Origin of the sequence: Roseovarius conchicola (assembly GCF_041403425.1) — a bacterium.
GTDB classification, from domain to species: Bacteria; Pseudomonadota; Alphaproteobacteria; order Rhodobacterales; family Rhodobacteraceae; genus Roseovarius; species Roseovarius conchicola.
The window spans coordinates 480,430-497,610 of sequence record NZ_JBGEHK010000002.1 but is presented as its reverse complement, the minus strand read 5'-3'; the positions used below and the strand labels follow the sequence as shown (position 1 = coordinate 497,610).

Annotated in this window: 15 protein-coding genes; 1 reads left to right on the top strand and 14 read right to left on the bottom strand. The window is 58.9% G+C overall.

Annotated features, from left to right (window positions below; all coding sequences use genetic code 11):
- Entirely contained in the window at positions 1-966 is a 966-nt protein-coding gene (locus V6N02_RS08295) for an ABC transporter substrate-binding protein (protein WP_371225062.1), read from the bottom strand.
- Positions 967-1,188: 222 nt separating this feature from the next.
- Here V6N02_RS08295 and V6N02_RS08290 point away from each other — a divergent pair, with 222 nt between their 5' ends.
- Positions 1,189-2,073 (top strand): LysR family transcriptional regulator, encoded by an 885-nt coding sequence (locus V6N02_RS08290; RefSeq protein WP_371225061.1) that lies wholly within the window; start codon positions 1,189-1,191, stop codon positions 2,071-2,073.
- A 19-nt stretch (positions 2,074-2,092) separates the two neighbouring features.
- On the opposite strand, the gene V6N02_RS08285 is transcribed toward V6N02_RS08290, so the two are convergent.
- The 13 genes from V6N02_RS08285 to V6N02_RS08225 all read right to left on the bottom strand — a co-directional run bounded on the left by V6N02_RS08285 (position 2,093) and on the right by V6N02_RS08225 (position 17,163).
- Positions 2,093-3,595 carry a cytochrome D1 domain-containing protein gene (locus tag V6N02_RS08285; protein ID WP_371225060.1) on the bottom strand — a complete coding sequence of 501 codons (1,503 nt, stop codon included), beginning with the start codon at positions 3,593-3,595 and terminating at the stop codon, positions 2,093-2,095.
- Positions 3,570-4,787 carry a heme d1 biosynthesis radical SAM protein NirJ gene (gene nirJ, locus V6N02_RS08280; protein WP_371225059.1) on the bottom strand — a complete coding sequence of 406 codons (1,218 nt, stop codon included), beginning with the start codon at positions 4,785-4,787 and terminating at the stop codon, positions 3,570-3,572. Before nirJ ends, V6N02_RS08285 begins: the two co-directional genes overlap by 26 nt.
- A gap of 3 nt (positions 4,788-4,790) precedes the next feature.
- Complete coding sequence (gene ahbB / locus V6N02_RS08275; protein ID WP_371225058.1) at positions 4,791-5,276, bottom strand: siroheme decarboxylase subunit beta; 486 nt, start codon at positions 5,274-5,276, stop codon at positions 4,791-4,793.
- Between the two features lie 106 nt (positions 5,277-5,382).
- On the bottom strand, positions 5,383-6,636 hold the full coding sequence (locus tag V6N02_RS08270) for a cytochrome D1 domain-containing protein (RefSeq protein WP_371225057.1): 1,254 nt from the start codon (positions 6,634-6,636) through the stop codon (positions 5,383-5,385).
- A gap of 9 nt (positions 6,637-6,645) precedes the next feature.
- A complete protein-coding gene (locus V6N02_RS08265; protein WP_371225056.1) occupies positions 6,646-7,125 on the bottom strand; it encodes an Lrp/AsnC family transcriptional regulator in 480 nt (159 codons plus the stop codon).
- Positions 7,122-8,120, bottom strand: a complete 999-nt coding sequence (gene ahbB, locus V6N02_RS08260; RefSeq protein ID WP_371225055.1) for a siroheme decarboxylase subunit beta — start codon at positions 8,118-8,120, stop codon at positions 7,122-7,124. Before ahbB (V6N02_RS08260) ends, V6N02_RS08265 begins: the two co-directional genes overlap by 4 nt.
- Positions 8,121-8,123: 3 nt before the next feature.
- Positions 8,124-9,281 carry a cytochrome D1 domain-containing protein gene (locus V6N02_RS08255; RefSeq protein ID WP_371225054.1) on the bottom strand — a complete coding sequence of 386 codons (1,158 nt, stop codon included), beginning with the start codon at positions 9,279-9,281 and terminating at the stop codon, positions 8,124-8,126.
- Entirely contained in the window at positions 9,278-9,592 is a 315-nt protein-coding gene (locus V6N02_RS08250; protein WP_371225053.1) for a c-type cytochrome, read from the bottom strand. The genes V6N02_RS08255 and V6N02_RS08250 overlap by 4 nt, the downstream gene beginning before the upstream one ends.
- Entirely contained in the window at positions 9,585-10,361 is a 777-nt protein-coding gene (gene cobA / locus V6N02_RS08245) for a uroporphyrinogen-III C-methyltransferase (protein ID WP_371225052.1), read from the bottom strand. The genes V6N02_RS08250 and cobA overlap by 8 nt, the downstream gene beginning before the upstream one ends.
- Positions 10,362-10,559: 198 nt before the next feature.
- The gene (locus tag V6N02_RS08240; protein WP_371225051.1) at positions 10,560-10,988 is read right to left on the bottom strand and encodes a cupredoxin domain-containing protein; all 429 of its coding nucleotides are present in this window, start codon (positions 10,986-10,988) and stop codon (positions 10,560-10,562) included.
- A 59-nt stretch (positions 10,989-11,047) separates the two neighbouring features.
- Complete coding sequence (locus V6N02_RS08235) at positions 11,048-12,865, bottom strand: NapC/NirT family cytochrome c (protein ID WP_371225050.1); 1,818 nt, start codon at positions 12,863-12,865, stop codon at positions 11,048-11,050.
- A gap of 72 nt (positions 12,866-12,937) precedes the next feature.
- On the bottom strand, positions 12,938-14,614 hold the full coding sequence (locus V6N02_RS08230; protein ID WP_371225049.1) for a cytochrome D1 domain-containing protein: 1,677 nt from the start codon (positions 14,612-14,614) through the stop codon (positions 12,938-12,940).
- A gap of 179 nt (positions 14,615-14,793) precedes the next feature.
- A complete protein-coding gene (locus V6N02_RS08225) occupies positions 14,794-17,163 on the bottom strand; it encodes an ATP-binding protein (protein WP_371225048.1) in 2,370 nt (789 codons plus the stop codon).
- Positions 17,164-17,181 lie beyond the last annotated feature (18 nt).

Here is a 17,181-nt window from a genome sequence, read left to right as displayed (position 1 = left end):
TCAGAGACCCAGCCAGGCGTCGACACGATCCGGGTTCGCTTCGACCCATTCGCGGGCGACTTCTGCAGGATCACGGCCCTTGCCACTGATCTCATAGGCGAAACCCGACACGTCATCGGCGGTCAGCTGGAAATTGGCGAAGAACTCGGCAATCGCAGGCGAGCGATCCACCAGGGAGTTCGACCAGGCAATCTGCACGTCCTTCAGCGCATCTTTCGAGGCAACCATGGATTTATTGTACCAATCCGGGTCATCCGAGGGCTGAATCATCACGTATTTTTCCGGGTCAAACGCAGGCTCAGACAGCATTTCAACGTCAAACATGAACCACACGGCGTGCGGTTTGTAGCAATAGAACGCATAACCTTCGCCTTTGGCGATGCTGTCCTTGATACGTGCGGTCTTCACGCTTTCCTCGGCGCGGACCGGCTCGATAAAGTCGAGCAGACCATAGTCACGCACCTTCACTTCGTTCACATTGGCCGAGGCCCAACCGGGTGCACCGATCCACATTTCACCGCGTCCATTGCCATCGCTGTCCATGAGCGCGGCCACATCCGGGCGACCCAGATCGGCGATGTCGGTGATGTTGTTGGCTTCGCCGAAATCCTTGCTGACACAGAAGCCTTGGTTGCCCTCATAAGGCTTTGAGGACAGGGTCACCGTGCCCGCCTCGTCCACGTATTTCTGAGTAAAGCTTTGCTGGTTGGGCAGCCAGACATCGGGGTGCACATCAATGTCGCCCTTGCCCTGGTCCATCGCCTGGAAAATCGTGGCGTTGTTGCCGGGGACGTATTCCACCGTACCGCCAATGCGCATTTCCACAACCGCGCCCAGCAGGTGGGCGATGGCCTGCGCGCCGGTCCAGGACGGCACGCCGATCTTGACCTCTTCCGCAGCGAAGGCTGGCAGGGCCAGAACGCTGACAGCGGCCGCAAGGCCGAGGGACTTCAGTTTCGTTTTCATGGTTTTCTCCTCTGTTGGTCTGCGCCTTTTCCGGCGATTTTTTATCCGGGCTGTTGGGGCGCTACTGTGCTGACACCCCCGTAAACCGGGTCTTCTTTATGGGATCAGCCTAGTGCAGGCGGTTTTCAGAGGGCCAATTCAAACATTTCATAAAACTATTCTGATTTTGCATAGTTTCATTTACGCTACGTAATTGGCGCCATCCTACAGAGGGGAAAAGCAGTGGATCTGAACTGGCTTCGTGACTTTGAATGTCTTGCAAGAACGCTGAGTTTTACCCGGGCGGCCAATGAACGAAACATCACGCAATCTGCTTTCAGTCGCAGAATCAAAGCCTTGGAAAGCTGGGTGGGACTGCCGCTGGTCAACCGTGCAACCTATCCGATCCAGTTGACCGAGGCCGGAACCCAGCTTTTGCCAATCTCGATTGCGGCGATCTCGCAATTGTCCGAGGCGCGCCAATCCATCCGCGAGGCGGACCGAGGCGACAGCCGTTTCATCCGCATTTCGGCGCTTCACACGATTTCGGTGAGTTTTTTGGCGTCCCGCATCGAAGATATGCAAAAAGAGATTCCCGATCTGCGGACCCGCGTCCTCTCCGATTCGCTGAGCGTGTGTTGCGAACTATTGGTCGAAGGCGCGGTCGATATGATGCTGTGCTATTGCCATAGTTCTGTGTCGCCCATGATCGATGAAGCGGCTTTCGCACGCAAAGATCTTTTCACGGACCGCCTGATCCCGGTGGCGGCCGCCGGGCCCGCACGCTTTCACGGCTGGGACCTTTCAGACCGCCAGGCGCCGCCAATCCCCTATCTGGCTTACGAACGGTCGTCTTTCCTGGGAATGGTTGTTGAGCACACGGTGGATCGAAAGCCGTTGAACGTCGAGACACTCTATATCGACGGGCTGGTCGAGGCGATAAAGCGGCGGCTGTTGGCAGGCAGCGGGTTTGCGTGGATGCCTGAAACAGCAATCGCCACCGAGCTTGCCGAAGGGTCGGTTGTGCCTGTCGGAGGCGATGATTGGATTGCGTCGCTCACCATCTCGGCCTTCTCGGACCCGGCCGGGTTTGGCCCCATCGCAGAAACTCTTTGGCAGCGTCTTTGATCCGTGCGTCCGAGCCGCATTAGTGGCTGGTGCCTTCCGAGAAGGTGATCTTGTTCCAGACGTTGTACTTGCCCGAGGGTTTTCGCATGGGCAGGCGGCGGACTTCTTCAAATGTCGCGGCATCATAGATAATCACCGCGCCGTCATCTTCCCAAACCGACACAAGCGCGTGTTTGCCATCCCGCGTGAATTCCACATGGGCGACCGTGGCGCCGGGAACGGGCTGCAACGTTTTGACGATCTCGAAGCTTTGCTTGTCGATCACATGCATCAGGTCCTTGTTGGGTCCAAAGAACACGTCCGACCAGATGTAAGGCGTGTTTTCATGGCTGCGCAGGAAGAACCCCGGACCTTCGGTCTTGATCGTGGTGATGCGTTCCCAGGTTTCGGTATCGATCACCGACAGCTTGCCTTCCTTGAGATGCGGAGTGGCCATCACCCGGCGACCATCGCGTTCCCAGCTGATGCCCGAGCCCAGATGCGGCAGGCCATCCAGCGGCAGTTCGGCAATCACCTGCCCCTGATCGAGGTTCACAACGATGCCGCGTACCCCGTCGCGCGCCGCGCCGATCAGGTTGCGATACTCATCATCGAAGAAGAAATCATCAATTGGCTCGCCCACTTCAATCCGGCGTGTCGAGAAACCATCCGGGGCGGCAGCCACTTCCCAAATCTCGGGGGCGTCTTTGAGGGCGAGGACAAAGCTTTCGCGTTGCGGGGCCTGATAAACCGCCGAGACACGGCTGGGCACATCGTCTTTGGCCAGAACCGGGATCACGTCGGCGACGCTGAGGTCATCGGTGCTCAGAATGGTCAGGGTCATTGGCAGGTAATTGGCCACGGCCAGCCATTTGCCATCATGGCTCATCGCGATGTTGCGGCTGTTGAGGCCCGCGCGTAAACGACCAACCTCTTGCAGCGCCCAGATATCGTATTTCTGCACCCAGCCATCGCGCGACATGATGAACACATAGCGCCCATCGGGGCTGAATTTCGGCCCGCCATGCACGGCAAAGGGCGTGGCGAAACGATCCAGCACCTCGAACGTGTCCCCATCCAGAACGCTGACATGGTGATCACCAGTTTCCACCGCCAACGTGATATTCATCGGGTCCGAGGCCCATTTGGGCGCATCCACGGCAACATAGTCCGGGTTCATCGCAAGGCTGGCGTTGATCTGGTCAACCTCCCATCCCGGAATGGTTTCCAGCGGGGTTTTCAGCCAAGCAGCCAACTCATCCACGGCTGCGGGATCAAGGATATCCGCATAGGCAGGCATCTGCGTGGCGACACGGCCATGCAGGATCACGTTGGCCACTTTGGGTCCGCGCATCCGTTTCAATGTCTGCGGGATCAGGGCGGGGCCCTGCGCGCCCAGACGGTTGGGTCCATGACACTCGGCACAGTTCTCGGCATAGATCTGGGCCGGGTCGGCATGGGCACAACCGATGCTGATCACAAAGGCGGTCAGAGTCAGTTTGGCCAGACGGCGAAGATTAGAAAAACTGGTGTTTCGGGTCATGACGTTTGCCTCGGAACGGTGTGACACTCAGGCGATCGGCATCCTCGATTCCGATCTCGGCATTGGACAGATAACAGGCCGGGTCTTCCGCCCAGGGATCGCCGGTGACCTGCAGGGCGCGGATACGGGTGTTGCCGCCACAGATGGATTGATGCGCGCAGGCGCCACAGCGGCCTTTCAAGGGACGTGGGCGCAGGCGGAGTTGGGCCAGCATCGGATCATCGCCGGTCCAAAGCTGGGAAAACGGCGTGTCCTTGACGCTGCCGATCTTGTAATCGGACCAGTAGGTGTCGGGATGCACATTGCCCTGGTGGTCGATATTGGCGACGCCAAGCCCCGAGGAATTGCCGCCCCAGGCCTCAAGATGATCCTTTAGATTGTCCAGCTTGTCCTGATCAAACCGTTCACGCGCCCAGTTCATCATGTAAACCGCATCGGCATCATTGTTGCCGGTCACCACATCCAGCGCATAGCCCTGCCCGGTGGCCCCGGCCCAGGCGTGATCAATCAGCATATCAAGGGCTTTGCGGGTGTGATCATGCATCGCATCCTCGCCCCGGTTCTTATCGCCGCGCCCGGCATAGACCAGATGGCTGAGGTAGAATTTGTCGACATCCTCGTCTTCGCACAGCTTGATCAGATCGGGCAGCTGTTCGGCATTATCTTTGGTCAGGGTAAAACGCAGGCCCACGCGGATGCCGCGTTTTTTACACTCGCGCACGCCGCGCACGGCATCGTCAAAGGCCCCATCGACACCCCGGAACCAATCATTGGTCTTGCCGACCCCGTCGATGGAAATCCCGACATAGTCAAAGCCGATCTCTTCCACCTTATCGGCATTCTCGCCATGGATCTGCGTACCATTGGTGCTGAGCGCCAGCATTCGGGTGAAGGGCCGCGCCGCCTTGGCGATATCGAACCAGTCGAACCGGTCCAGCGGCTCGCCCCCTGACAGAATCAGGGCGTAGATGCCGAAATCCTTCATGTCCTGCACGCATGCCATCGCCTGATCATGGGTCAGCTCGCCGGGGAAATGGGTGTTGGCCGACACGGTGTAGCAGTGACGACATTTGAGGTTGCAGGTGCGGGTCATGTTCCAGATCACGACCGGTTTCACCGGGCCCGTGCCGCGGCGCATGCGCACCGGCGTGGGGTTTACCAATTGGTGCATGTATTCGGACATACGAAACATCGGCTATCCTTTCTTACGAAGCCGCAGCCCCGTCTTTTTCAGAATGCGGGTTGAAAGCAGCACATCGCTGCCGCGCAGGCCCGGCGCCAGGATGCCCGCGATCCGGGCGCGTTTATCCGCGACCTCCTCGGGCGAGGTGCCATGGACCATGGCAAAGAAGTTGTACGGCCAATCCGGCAAGGCGCGGGGGCGTTCATAGCTATGCGTGACATAGGGCAAGGCACCGACAATGGCGCCAAGCGCAGTCAGCTGATCGTCTTCGACATCCCAGACGGTCATCCCGTTCGCCGTCATACCCAGCTTGTAATGATTGGGCGCTGCCGCGATCCGGCGGATAACACCGCTGGCCTTCATCGCGTCCAGACGTGTGGTTAACTCATCCTCGTCAATGCCCAGCCCCTCGGCCACTTCGGCATAGGGGGCGGGCACCAGTGGCAAGCCTGCTTGCAGGGCCTCGATGATAGAACGATCTGTGGCGTCAAGTGACATGCGGGCCTTCGGGTGAGTTGGGAGAGTATTGGTCCGTTCGCACCCCTATCTTCACGGTTTGGCCAGCGCCGTGCCTTGACTTTGATCATGAATCTCAAAGAAACGTTTACCGCCCGATCCCATAAATCAGCGATGGTCTGGACATTTTGAGTCGCCGAACCAGCGCAAGGGTTTTCGTATCCAGCACGATAACGACGTCCGCCTCGGCAAAGGTTATCAGGGCATGTGCACCATCACGGGTAAAGATCATCTCGCTTGGCATCGCGCCGGGTAGGGGCCGGAAAGTTTTGAGCGTGTCAAAGGTTTGCTTGTCGATCACCTGCACAGTATCCCCCGCGATAACCCAGATCACCGGTAGATTGTCATGGCTTTGCATAGCGACAACGGGGGCGTCTGTGGTGATATGACGGATCACCTTCCATGTCTTCAAGTCCATCACGGACACCCCGCTGCCCGCCAGATGCGGCACTGCCGTTACGCCCTGATCGCCCTGCTGCCATGTCACGGCCGACGCCCAGTCAGGCACACCGGGCATCTCGGGTGCCGCAATCTTGTGGCCGATCACCAGATCGACCACCGCAGCGCCCGGGCCGTTTTGTACAGCAGCCATGACATATTCAAAGCTGGGATCGAATTGAAAATCACCCAAAAGCTCCGGCACCGTGATGTAGCGCATGGGAAAGGCCTCGGTCTCGTCCGGGGGGCCTTCAATCCGGTAGTCATGCACAAAGCCATAGAATGGCGGGTTGGGACCGTAAAACACCTCGTGGATTTCATACACGTCGCTGAGTGTCAGAACAAAGCTTTCCTGCGTGGGACGCGTGGCAACGGCCACAACTCCGGACGGCGTGTCATGCTTGTCAACAACCTGATGCACCTTGGCGACACTGAGATCACTTGCGGACAGAATGGTCAGGGTGTTGGGTGCGTCATTGGCGACAGCCAACCATTTGCCATCATGACTGAACGCCATATTGCGGCTGATCAGGCCTGCGCGGACGCGGACAACTTCGCTCAGTGTCCGAAGGTCGATTTTCTGAACCCAGCCATCGGAAGACAGGCGGAACAGATACCGCCCGTCCGGATCAGCAACAGGCTGCCCCTGCAAGGCAAAACCAGGGTCGATGCGTCCAAACACCTCAAAAGAGCGGCCATCAAGCAGATGGAGAGACGGCGGCACACCCGCTTCGATCAAGAGCAAATTCGCCGGATCAGCAAGCCAATTGGGCGCGTCGGTTTCGGTGCCTGTTTCTTGCACCACCCGGCTGGCCTCAATCTGGGCGGCGTTCCATTGCGAATCAGCGAGGCCGGTTGTGGCCAGACCCACGCAGAGGAAAATGATCAACGCCCTCAGGTGCATCCCCCACCCTCACGCGACGACGCGGAACCCGACGAAGAACTCCTGCAATTTGGGAAAGCGGAAAACAGTCAGCCCGGTTTCGCCCTCAATCCGGTCGGCCACCTCAACAATGCCCTCGGGCGTCTCGGTCGCCAGCACGAACCACATGTTCAGCTTGTGCGTCCGCTCATAGTTATGGGCCACTTCGGGGTGGGCATTGACCGTCTCGTTTACCGTTTCGAACACATCGGCAGGCACGGCCATCGCGCAGAGGCAAAACGCCCCGCCCATGGCTGCAGCGTCAAAGAACGGACCAAAGCGGGTCAGAACACCGCTTTCCCGCAGGGCTTTCACCCGGTCCAGCAGCGCCTCTTCACTGAGCCCCAGTTCAGCGGCCAGCGGCGCAAACGGGCGGTGCGCGGTTGGCAGGTCATCCTGCAACCGGTTGACCAGGGTGCGGTCAATCTCGTCCAGCTCGACCGGATCGGCGTTATGAACGGTTCGGCTCATGCTGCTGCCACGGGTTTGTCTTTAATCATTGCACCGGTCTGCTTGAAGCATTGGGTGGAAAACAGTGCCTCGTAGGGAACATCCGACAATTCGGGGATTGTTCGCGCTTCGTCCAGAAACGCGAGCGCCTCGGCCTGATCACGGGCATGGATCATCGAATATAGCCGGTAGGGCCAGACCCCCGGCACGGGACGGCGTTCGTAACACAAGGTCACGCCGGACATCGCGGCAAGGCGGGGACCGGCCGTATCAATCAACTCTGAAGGCAAGTCCCAGACCACCATCGCGTTGGCCCGCCAGCCCAGCGCGCGGTGACGCACAATCACCCCAAGGCGCGAGATGATTGCCGCGTCTTGCAAGGCAGCAATCCGTTCGATCACATCTTCTTCGGACCGGTTCAGGCGTTCACCCAGTGCGGCATAGGGACGGGCAACAATCGGCAAGCCTTCGGCCAACACCTGCAGAATGTCACGATCCCCTGCTTCAATCCGGGTCAAATCAGGTTGGCGGGGCTGGGGCCGCGCGGTTGTCGCACGCGGCCCCCTCATACGGAAGCCCAGATCAAGGTTGAAGGGACGCACCAACCTTAAATCAAGCACCCGCAACCCGGTGCGGGTCTGGATGTTCTCCAACGCCGCGTCGACAAAAGCACGGTCCGGGCCGGTGGCCACGAACCACAGGTTCCATTCGTTTTCGCGCAGGTAGGAATGATTGATTCCCGGCTCGGCGCTGATGATCGCGACAACCTCGTCCAGACGCTCGGGTGGCGCGGCGATGGCGGCCAGTGTGCTGGCCGAAATCGTATTCGGCGCGCAGGTGGCGCCGACGCGCGATATCCGGCCGGTGCGGCTCATCCTTTGCAAACGGTCCAGCACGTCAGCCTCATCCAGCGCAAGATCATTGGCCAGCTCGGCAAAAGGCCGCGAGGTGACCGGAAAGTCCCGTTGCCAATTGTCCAGGAGATGGCAATCAATGGGATCGGCAATGGCTTCCATGGCTTACAATCCTGTTCTGTGCGCCCGGGCCGTAAAGAAGATGCCCGAGGGGCTGTCGGCGTCGATCTCGCCCAGCTTTTCGTAAGTTTGCGTGTCGTAGATCATGACCTTTCCGGCATCCCGAACACTGATCCATACTTCGCGTCCACGCGGTGTAAACTCCATGTGCAGCACGGCAGGGCCGGGTTTGAATTCGTGAATGACCTCTTTGGTCACGGTATCCAGAATCTGGATCGTGTCATTCAGCGGATGGGCGAAGTTCACCCAGACCTCGCGCCCATCGGGACGGGCCATGGCAAAGACCGGTTGCCCATGGGTTTGGGTGCGGCCGGTTTCCTCAAGACTGTTGGCGTCGATCCACAGAACTTCATGGTGACCCACGGCGGGCAGCACGAATTCGCGGCCCGTCAGCGCCCAGCCCTCCAGATGGGGCATCTTGTAGACCGGCATTTCCTCTTGCCCGCGGCCATAATCGGGCAGAACGCGGATCGGTTGCGGGTCTTCCTCCCAGAGGTCCAGCGCGGTCATGCCATCCTCGCCGAACAGGCCGGTGATATAGGTGCGGCCATTGCCGGTGATCAGCGCGTCATAGGGGTTCTCGCCCATGTCGGGAATCTTGGTGATGGCCGGTTCGTCGCCTGACATATCGGCAATCCAGGTTTCACCCGTGTCCCACATGGTAAAGACAAAGCGGCTGCCCGGTGCATCGACCAGCCCGATGGTTTTCGATCCGGTCGGCAGGTCCAGAACCATCTCCAAAGTGTCGGCATCAAAGATGCGCACCCCGCCCGGTTCGTAATTGGACACGGCCACCAGTTTGCCATCGTCGGAAATCGCCCCGCCGATGGCATTGCCGGCCTGCACCACGCGCTTGGCAATGCTGCGGGTGACGATATCGACCTTGGTCAGCCCGCCATCGCGGCCAAAGACATAGGCGAACCGTTCATCGGGGCTGTAGACCAGTGACGCATGGCTGAGATCGCCCAGCCCTTCGATCCGGGCCAAAGCGGCGCGTTCGGATTGATCGACCAGCAGCAGCGAGCCTTTGGCCCGTTCAATCACCAGACCCAGATCACCAGTGGCAGTGGGTTCGGCCTGAGCCGGCGACAGCAATAGGCTGGTCGCAAATACTAAGATCAAGGATGTTACGGCGCGTTTCATTGAGCCTCCGTCTGCAAAAGATAGTTGGCGATCCACTCGGCCTCGGCCTCGGTTATCAGCGGACGCCAGGGCGGCATGGCGGTACCGGGAATGCCATCAAGGATCACTCCGGCCAGAATGTCGGCCTCGTAATGCTCCAGGTTCTGGGCGCGCAGGTCGGGACCCAATCCACCTTTCAGGGTCAGACCATGACAGCTGCCGCAATCCTGATGCACGAGGCGTTGCAACGCCTCGGGGTCGATCGCCTGTTCGGCTTGCCCCGCCTGAACGACGCCCGCCAGAAACAGCAATATCAGCGCCAGCTTAGCCATGAGCGATTGCCTCCGGAATGCCCGGCGCAATGACGCTGAAGGGATGTTCGGCATAAAGCGAAACTACCTGCCCGACGATGAACAAAACGGGAGCGACAAACTCTTCCTCGCGGATATCCTGCGCGATACAATCCAGCCGCGACACCAGACGCCGCTCATCAGCCGTTGTGGCCTTGGCAACGGCCAGAACCGGGGTCGATCCGGGCAGGTTTTCGGTCATCAGCCCCATGGCGATCTGACCGATATTGGCTACGCCCATATAGATCACCAGCGTGGTATTGGGATTTGCCAGACGCTTCCAATCGAGATCAAGCACCTTGTCGGCCTGCCGGTGGCCGGTGACATATTGCACGCCGGTGGCCAGCCCGCGATGGGTCAGTGGCACGCCGGTGGTACAACTGGCCCCTTGCGCGGCGGTGATCCCGGGGGCGTATTCGACATCAACGCCATGCACCATCAGATGTGCGGCCTCTTCACTGCCCCGGCCAAAGATCATCGGATCGCCACCCTTGAGGCGCGCGACCGTGTGACCGGCGAGCGCTTCGGTAACAAGGATATCATTGATCCCATCCTGCGTGACGGGATGGCATTTGGGGGATTTCCCAACCGAGATCATCCGCGCATCGGGCGGGGACATGGCCAGAATCTCGGGGCTGACCAGTTTGTCATAAACCACCACATCGGCGGCATTCAGCATGCGCAGCGCGCGCAGGGTCATCAACTCGGGATCCCCCGGGCCTGCGCCGATCAGGAACACTTTACCGCTCATCGCATATCTCGCTTTTGACAGTGATCAGCCCACACCCGAATCGACGCAAATCTCTGCTTTTGCATGATAAATCCTGCAAAGCGGAGAGAGTCAGACGAGGGCAAGCCGGATGTTTCATATCGTCAGCATGACCGCTGAACCGCGCGTCGGCCTTGACTAAGGTTAAGCCTGCAAATTTTTTCGCTGAAACAGACGGTTTTAAGGTTCGACGGTGACCATACCGATCATGTCGTGAACTTCCCAATGCGGGCCGCAGAGATAATTCTGATCGCCGGGCACCATGAAGGTAAACTCGATGCTTTCTTCCGGGAAGGCACGGTCGGATTCAGGCATGCCAGCGTCGGGCGACAGCACGGAGTGGCTGGTGCGTTTGTCGACATTGACCCAGCGCACGGTTGTGCCCACCGGGACGGTGATCTGCGCGGGGCAGAAATTGTACTTGTACATGGTGACGACGGTCACGTCCTCGGCATCGGCAGAGGGTGCGCCCACCATCTCGACATAGCGTTCTTCGGCCTCGGCGCAGATCGCGGCGCGTTCGGCGTCGTCTTCGCCCCCGGCCAGTGCGGGTGCAGCGGCCAGAGTGGATATCACAAATGCAGAAAGAAGAGGGACAGAGCGGGTCATTTCGATCTCCTTGCGGTGTGAACAGCGGCGGCCGGGTAAGATCCGGCCACCGCCTTTGATCATTGCTTGATCACATTGATCGCTGCAGCATCATCATCCAGCGCCATGTGCAGATCAAGCGAGACGTGGTGGAAACGTGCAGCGGCAAAGTCATCGTGGATGGCAAAGCCGACCGTGTAGGTTTTGCCCGCTTCCAGCGGTACGTCACCAGCGACGCCAGAGTTCAGCGCACGGGCAAACACCACCGTCCACATGCCGCCCGACAAGGTCGCCTCGCCCATCAACTCGCCATCCTCGGCCACGCGGCGTTCCAGGATGTGACCGTTCTGGGCGGTGCCATCGGCATAGACACGCAACAAATCAAGGAAGGTGCCATCGGCCAGAAGCTGGTCGATCTCTTCCTGGGGCTTCAGCTGATCCCAGCCGCCTTGCGGCTTGCCACCACGGCCCCGGATTTCGATATCCGTGCGGCTTTCCGCAAGATACTTTGTGATCGTATCCGGGGTCTGCAGCTGTTCAAGCACAGCGGCATTGGCAGCGATCGCATCGGGTTCGACCGCGAAGGGCATATAGGTGTTGTCTGCGTGGCACGAGGCCCAGCATCCCACCTGTTCGCCCAGCTCGATACCGGTGCCGGTGATCATCATCGCCACCTTGATCTGGTTGTCGGGGTCCATCTTGCCGCCGTCAACGAAAGGCGCAGGGTTGTGGCCTGCATCCGGCCATTGCAGACGGATATAGATGTTTTCATCGTCATGGGCCGCCTGAACCGTCGTGCTGATCGTGCCCCGTTTGCCGGGGATCGGCGTCGGCTCAAGCTCATCGTTCTTGCCGCCAGCACCGCCTACGACTTTGCTGCCAATGGCTTCGAGTTCGGCTGCGTGGCAGGTAGTGCATTTGTCACCACCTTTGGTCAGCGGACGTGCCCCGCCATGCTGCTTGCCGTTCTGCACCCATTCAAACGAGGCTTGTCCCGGGTAGAACAGGGTCAGGTCTGTGCCCGCCACCGCATCCCAGTCGATATTGGGCGCGACATTGCCACCGCCAGCAGCGGCCCCATCGGCCGACGCTTCGGTCGCGGTGCCAGCGGCCTTGGCCTGCTCTTCGGCGCGGGCGGCTTCGACGGCTGCCAGGATCTGAGCCTGAACCGCCTCTTGTGCCTGCTTTTCAGCGGCCTTCACCACAGCGGCCTCTTCGGCCTCTTTCTCGGTGATATAGGCCAGGCTATCGAGATATTCCTGCGGGACTTCACGCACGAATTTCGGGTTCGGTGTTTCCAGCTCTTCAAGGTAATCCTCGTCAGCGCGATCGCGCAGATCAGAGTGGGCAATACCCTTGTGGCAATCGATACAGGTCTGACCGGCTTCCATCGCGTTCAGGTGTTGCTGACGCGCGCGGGGTTTCTGAAACTCGGGCATCATCGATTCGAAACCATGACAGTTACGGCATTCTTTTGAATCGTTGGCCTTCATGCGTTCCCATTCGTTCATTGCCAGGTGCAGGCGCTTGGCCTCGAACTTTTCTTTGGTCGAGATGCTTCCGGTCGCCTTGCCCCACAACTCGCGCGAGGCTTTGATCTTGCGGATCATCTTGTGGGTCCAGTCTTTGGGCACGTGACAGTCCGCACAGACGGCCCCCACACCCGAACGGTTCACATCGTGGATCGTCCCTTTGTATTCCTGATAGACGAAATTCTCCATTTCGTGGCAGCCGATGCAGAACTTCTCCTTGTTCGTGGCTTCCATGGCGGTGTTGAATCCGCCCCAGAAGACAATACCGGCGACGAATACCCCGGCGATCCCGGCAAGCGGCATTCCCCAGAAGACATAGCGGCTCCAGATCGGTTTCTTCGGTTCGTTTTCGTTGCTCTGGCTCATGTCCCGGCTCCGTAGTGAATAAAAGAAGGGCGGGCGCTTGGCCCGCCCTTCCCGAGTGATGTTCAGATCACCTTAGGTGACGTGGTTCGACCGGTTGTAGACGTTGAACTTACCGGTCGGAGCATAGAGACCTTTCACGCGGGCTTTTTCTTCAAGCGTTTTCGCGTCGTAGATCACCATCTCGCCGTTCGGTTCCTTGGAGGTCGAGCGGTTCCATTTGGAAACCCAAACCTCGCTGCCGTCCTGGTTGAACTCGAAGTGGACGGCGACGTTGCCTTCCTCTTCGGTGACCTGGATCGTTTTCACGATCTCACCAGTCTCTTTCGAGATCACCTGAATCGACTGCTGGACCTCAGGCTCCGGGTGCTTGGTCTGATCCGCCCAGACGTAGTCCGAGGTCGGGTGGGTCCGGATAAAGAGACCCGCGCCATCGGTTTCCACCTCGTAGCAGACTTTCCAGGCCTGATCAGGATGGCCTTCCGGATCGTTGCCCCAGACGGTCACAGTACCTTCACCCAGGTGAGTTGTACCACCAACAGGTCCGCAGTTCGGATCAACCCAGTTGGCGCCCGGTCCCGGGTGCGGCAGGGCAGCCGTGTCGATGATCGCTTCCAGCTTGTGGGTTTCACTGTCGACAACCACCATCTGGTTCGACGCGTTTGCGGCGATCTGGAAGTAACGACCGGTCGGATCAAAGAACCCATCGTGCAGGAACTTGGAGCTGTCGATCTTGGTGATGCCGAGATTGTCGATATCGGTGTAATCAACCTGCCACAGCTGGCCGAGTTCTTTCACGGCCACGATCCAGGTGGGTTCGTTCGGGGTGGTGTAGATGGCAGCCACGCGGGCTTCTTCCACATACTCCCCATCCACGTTCACACCGCGGGTCGAGACGACCTTTTTCGGCTCCATGGTTTCGGCATCAACGATGGCGAAGTGCGGCGGCCAGTAGGCGCCACCGATCACGTATTTGCCGTCGCCGGACACAGCCACGTCACGGGCGTCATACCCGATGGTCACTTCGGCCACGAGCATGTTTTCAGGCTCTTGCCAAAGATCGATCTTGGTCATCTTGCCGTCGCGGCCCATGGTGTACCAGAAGCGGCCCGGGTTTTCCGGCTCTTCCAGCTTGTGGTGCTCGGAGGCTTTCAGAACGTGCACGGCATACCCGGTCGGGATGTGCGCCAGCACCTCTTTGGTGTCACCGTCAATCACGGCCACTTTACCCACGTCACGTTCGATGACGACGAAGAAGTTTTCCCAGTTCCGGCCATGCAGCGGCTCGGTCGGGTAATCTTCGGGTTCCACATAAACCTTGCGGGTCGCCATCATTTGCTCAAGCGACATTTCTGGCGGCTTGGGCGGCTCCATCATGATGTAGGTCGCCATGTCTTTGATTTCTTGCTCGGTCATAACGTCCGAGAAGTTGTTCATGCCGCCTTCGGTGCCCCACGCGATGATCTTTTCAAGGCGTTCTTGGCCCAGTTTCAGCGTACCGCCTTCGGTCACGGTACCGTCTGCTGCTGTCTTCTTCCATTCCGGCTCGAGGTTTTTACCGGTAGCGCCGACGCGCAACACGCCGTGACAACCGGCGCAACGTTCAAAGTAGAGTTGCTTTGAGCTTTCAAAGGCCTCTTCGCTCAGCGTTGGGCCCTCGGCGAATGCGGGTGCCGCGACGCTGCCAAGCAATAGTGCCAGGCTTGCGCCCATCAGGCGGCTTGTTCTTTTGTAGGTGATTCCAAGTGACATTATCACTCTCCATTTGCTGGTGAGACACCATGCATAAGGTCACCATTCGCGAACGCATTCCTTGACTTTGGTCAACGGGGCATCCGAATTCACCGCCGACATCGATACGCGGACGGGCTTGCAAATGAGACGGAACCGGGCAGCGCAATCTGCCCTTTCAGGCGCGTTTTGTTGCCGGTTCAATCGCTGTCATAGGCGCTTGCGATCTGATGCCAGTAGTCTTCAAGCGCCTGCTTTGTAAGGTCACTCTCGGTTTCGAGCGCGGCAAGCTTTTCGCCGACAGCCTGCATATTGCCAGTCTTGGATAGCCTGGTCAGATCTTTCGACATTTCGACGATTTTCCAGGCCCCGACAAATCCTGATGCGCTGACCAGTTGATGGGCCTGCTCGGACAGGCCGGACAGATTCGCTGCCCCAAACATCCTTTGCATCCCCGCGATCAGATCAGAGGCGCTGGCCTGGTAACTCTGCACAACGGCCTCACAGCGCTCAAAGCCAAGGTCTGTTAACAGGCGGTTCAGGTCCGACGTCTTCACATGGCGGTCTACATCGTTGTCCGAGGCCGGAGCACTCTCACCGGTTGCAGGGGCCGGACGATGCGTGACCGATGCCAGGGCATTGGCCAGTTCGTAGCGTGAAAAGGGCTTTTCAAGGAACAACCGCACATTGGAATGGCCCATGGTCTCAAGCGCATCTTCGGGAATCGCCGCCGTGACCACGATCACCGGAATGCTCAGCCCCTTGCGCGCCTCCAGCTGCTCGACAGCGCGAGCCACATCCAGCCCGGTCTTGCCGTCCAGTTTGTAATCGGTGACGACGATTTCAAATTCTTGCTGATCCAACGCGTCAATCGCGTCCTGATAAGTCTCTGCAACCCTGACGTTGTGGCCAAGATCCTGCAGATAGCTCTCGAACACGATGGCGTTGACGGGATCGTCCTCGACCACAAGAACACGATGCCCGGCGGCATTCAGATCGGACGTTTGAGGGTGATGCGAGTCCTCAAATGCCAGGCAAAAGCGAAAGACACTGCCGCCCAAAGGGTTGGGCCGGTATTCGATCTTCCCACCCAGGAACTCGACAAGGCGCTTGCTGATGGCAAGTCCCAGCCCGCTGCCATGGGTTTGCGAATGCTCCCTTGATTTGTGGCTTTGATAATAGGGTTCAAACAGCTGATCGATTTCGTCCTCATCCAACCCCTTACCGGTGTCAATGACATCGAAACGCAATTCGTGCCGCCCGCCAGCAGTGTTACCGGACGCCGAGATCGACAAGGTCACCGTGCCCGCCTCGGTGAATTTCAGCGCGTTTGACAACAGGTTCATCAGGATATGGCGCAGCTTGTGACTGTCGCCATTCAGGTGGATTGGGACGTCAGGTGCAATAAAACGTTCCAGCCGCAGCTGTTGCCGGAACTCTTTCAGATCCAGCACGCGAAACAGCGCCTCGCATAGTTCGGCCAGATTGAAATCCTGTTCGATCAATTGCAGCGCGTTGCTTTCGGCCTTGGACAGCCCCAGCGAGTTCTCGATCAGCGTCGACAACATCTCGCCCGAGGCCCGCATACTTTGCAGATGCCGCGCCTTGTCGGGACTCGCACTGCCATCATCCAGCAAACCTGTCAGCCCGAGTATGTTGTTGATCGGCGTGCGGATTTCGTGGCTGAGCGTGGTCAGGAACACGGATTTGGCCCGCTCGGCCGCCCGCGCGGCATCAATGGCCTGAAGGTATTCCGTGACGTCCTGCAAAATGATGACCGTTCCGGCGAATTTCTTGCTGATATCCAGCATCTGCTGGATCGCCACGTGAAAAACCAAGGTGCCGCCTGTCGTTTCAAGTTTCAGCGGCTGCGCGGTATCTGCATCCTTGCCGCGCGCAGTCAGAATGCGCGTGACAATATCCTTGAGGACCGGACTGCTCAGATCGCCGTAATAGCCCGCGCCTGGCTTGGTCTCGCCCAGCAACAGGCGATTGGCGGCGGCGTTGACATGTGTCGGCTGATCCTCCGGGTTCAACAGGATCGCGGGCTCGGCAATGCTTTCGAACACGGTCAGGTACTTGTTCTTCTCGTTGCTCAGCTCGCGATTGCGCGCCTGAAGCTCGGCCAGTCTTTCAGTCTCGGTCAGGTTCTCCCAGGCTTTGAGAATGCCGATCTCCATCGCGTCGAATACTTCAAAAATCAGGTCATGGAATTGCAGGCGCTGTTCGGGATCTGTCTCTTTCTCAGCCACCAGATCAAGATAAGCCGACCGATAGAGTTTGAGCAGACCAACAAAACTGCTCAGGCTGATGCCCATCGCCCGGTGTCGGTGCCCTTGGGCGATACCAAACTCCGTCAGATGCTTGACCGTCGCCTCGCGCGGAGAACTGGCGGATTGCGCCTGCTCAATGAACTCGATCAGGGGCTTGCTGACGCCACAGACCGAGATCCGCCAGGCTTCGCGAAGCGTTGACGAGTACTGGGTATGGCCGCTCTCCTGCGCAAGGTGCACCACATGATCGGTCAGCCAGCCTTCGTTCTGTTCGATTAACTCCTTGAAGCTCTGCATGCTGAAAGTCCCCCGGGG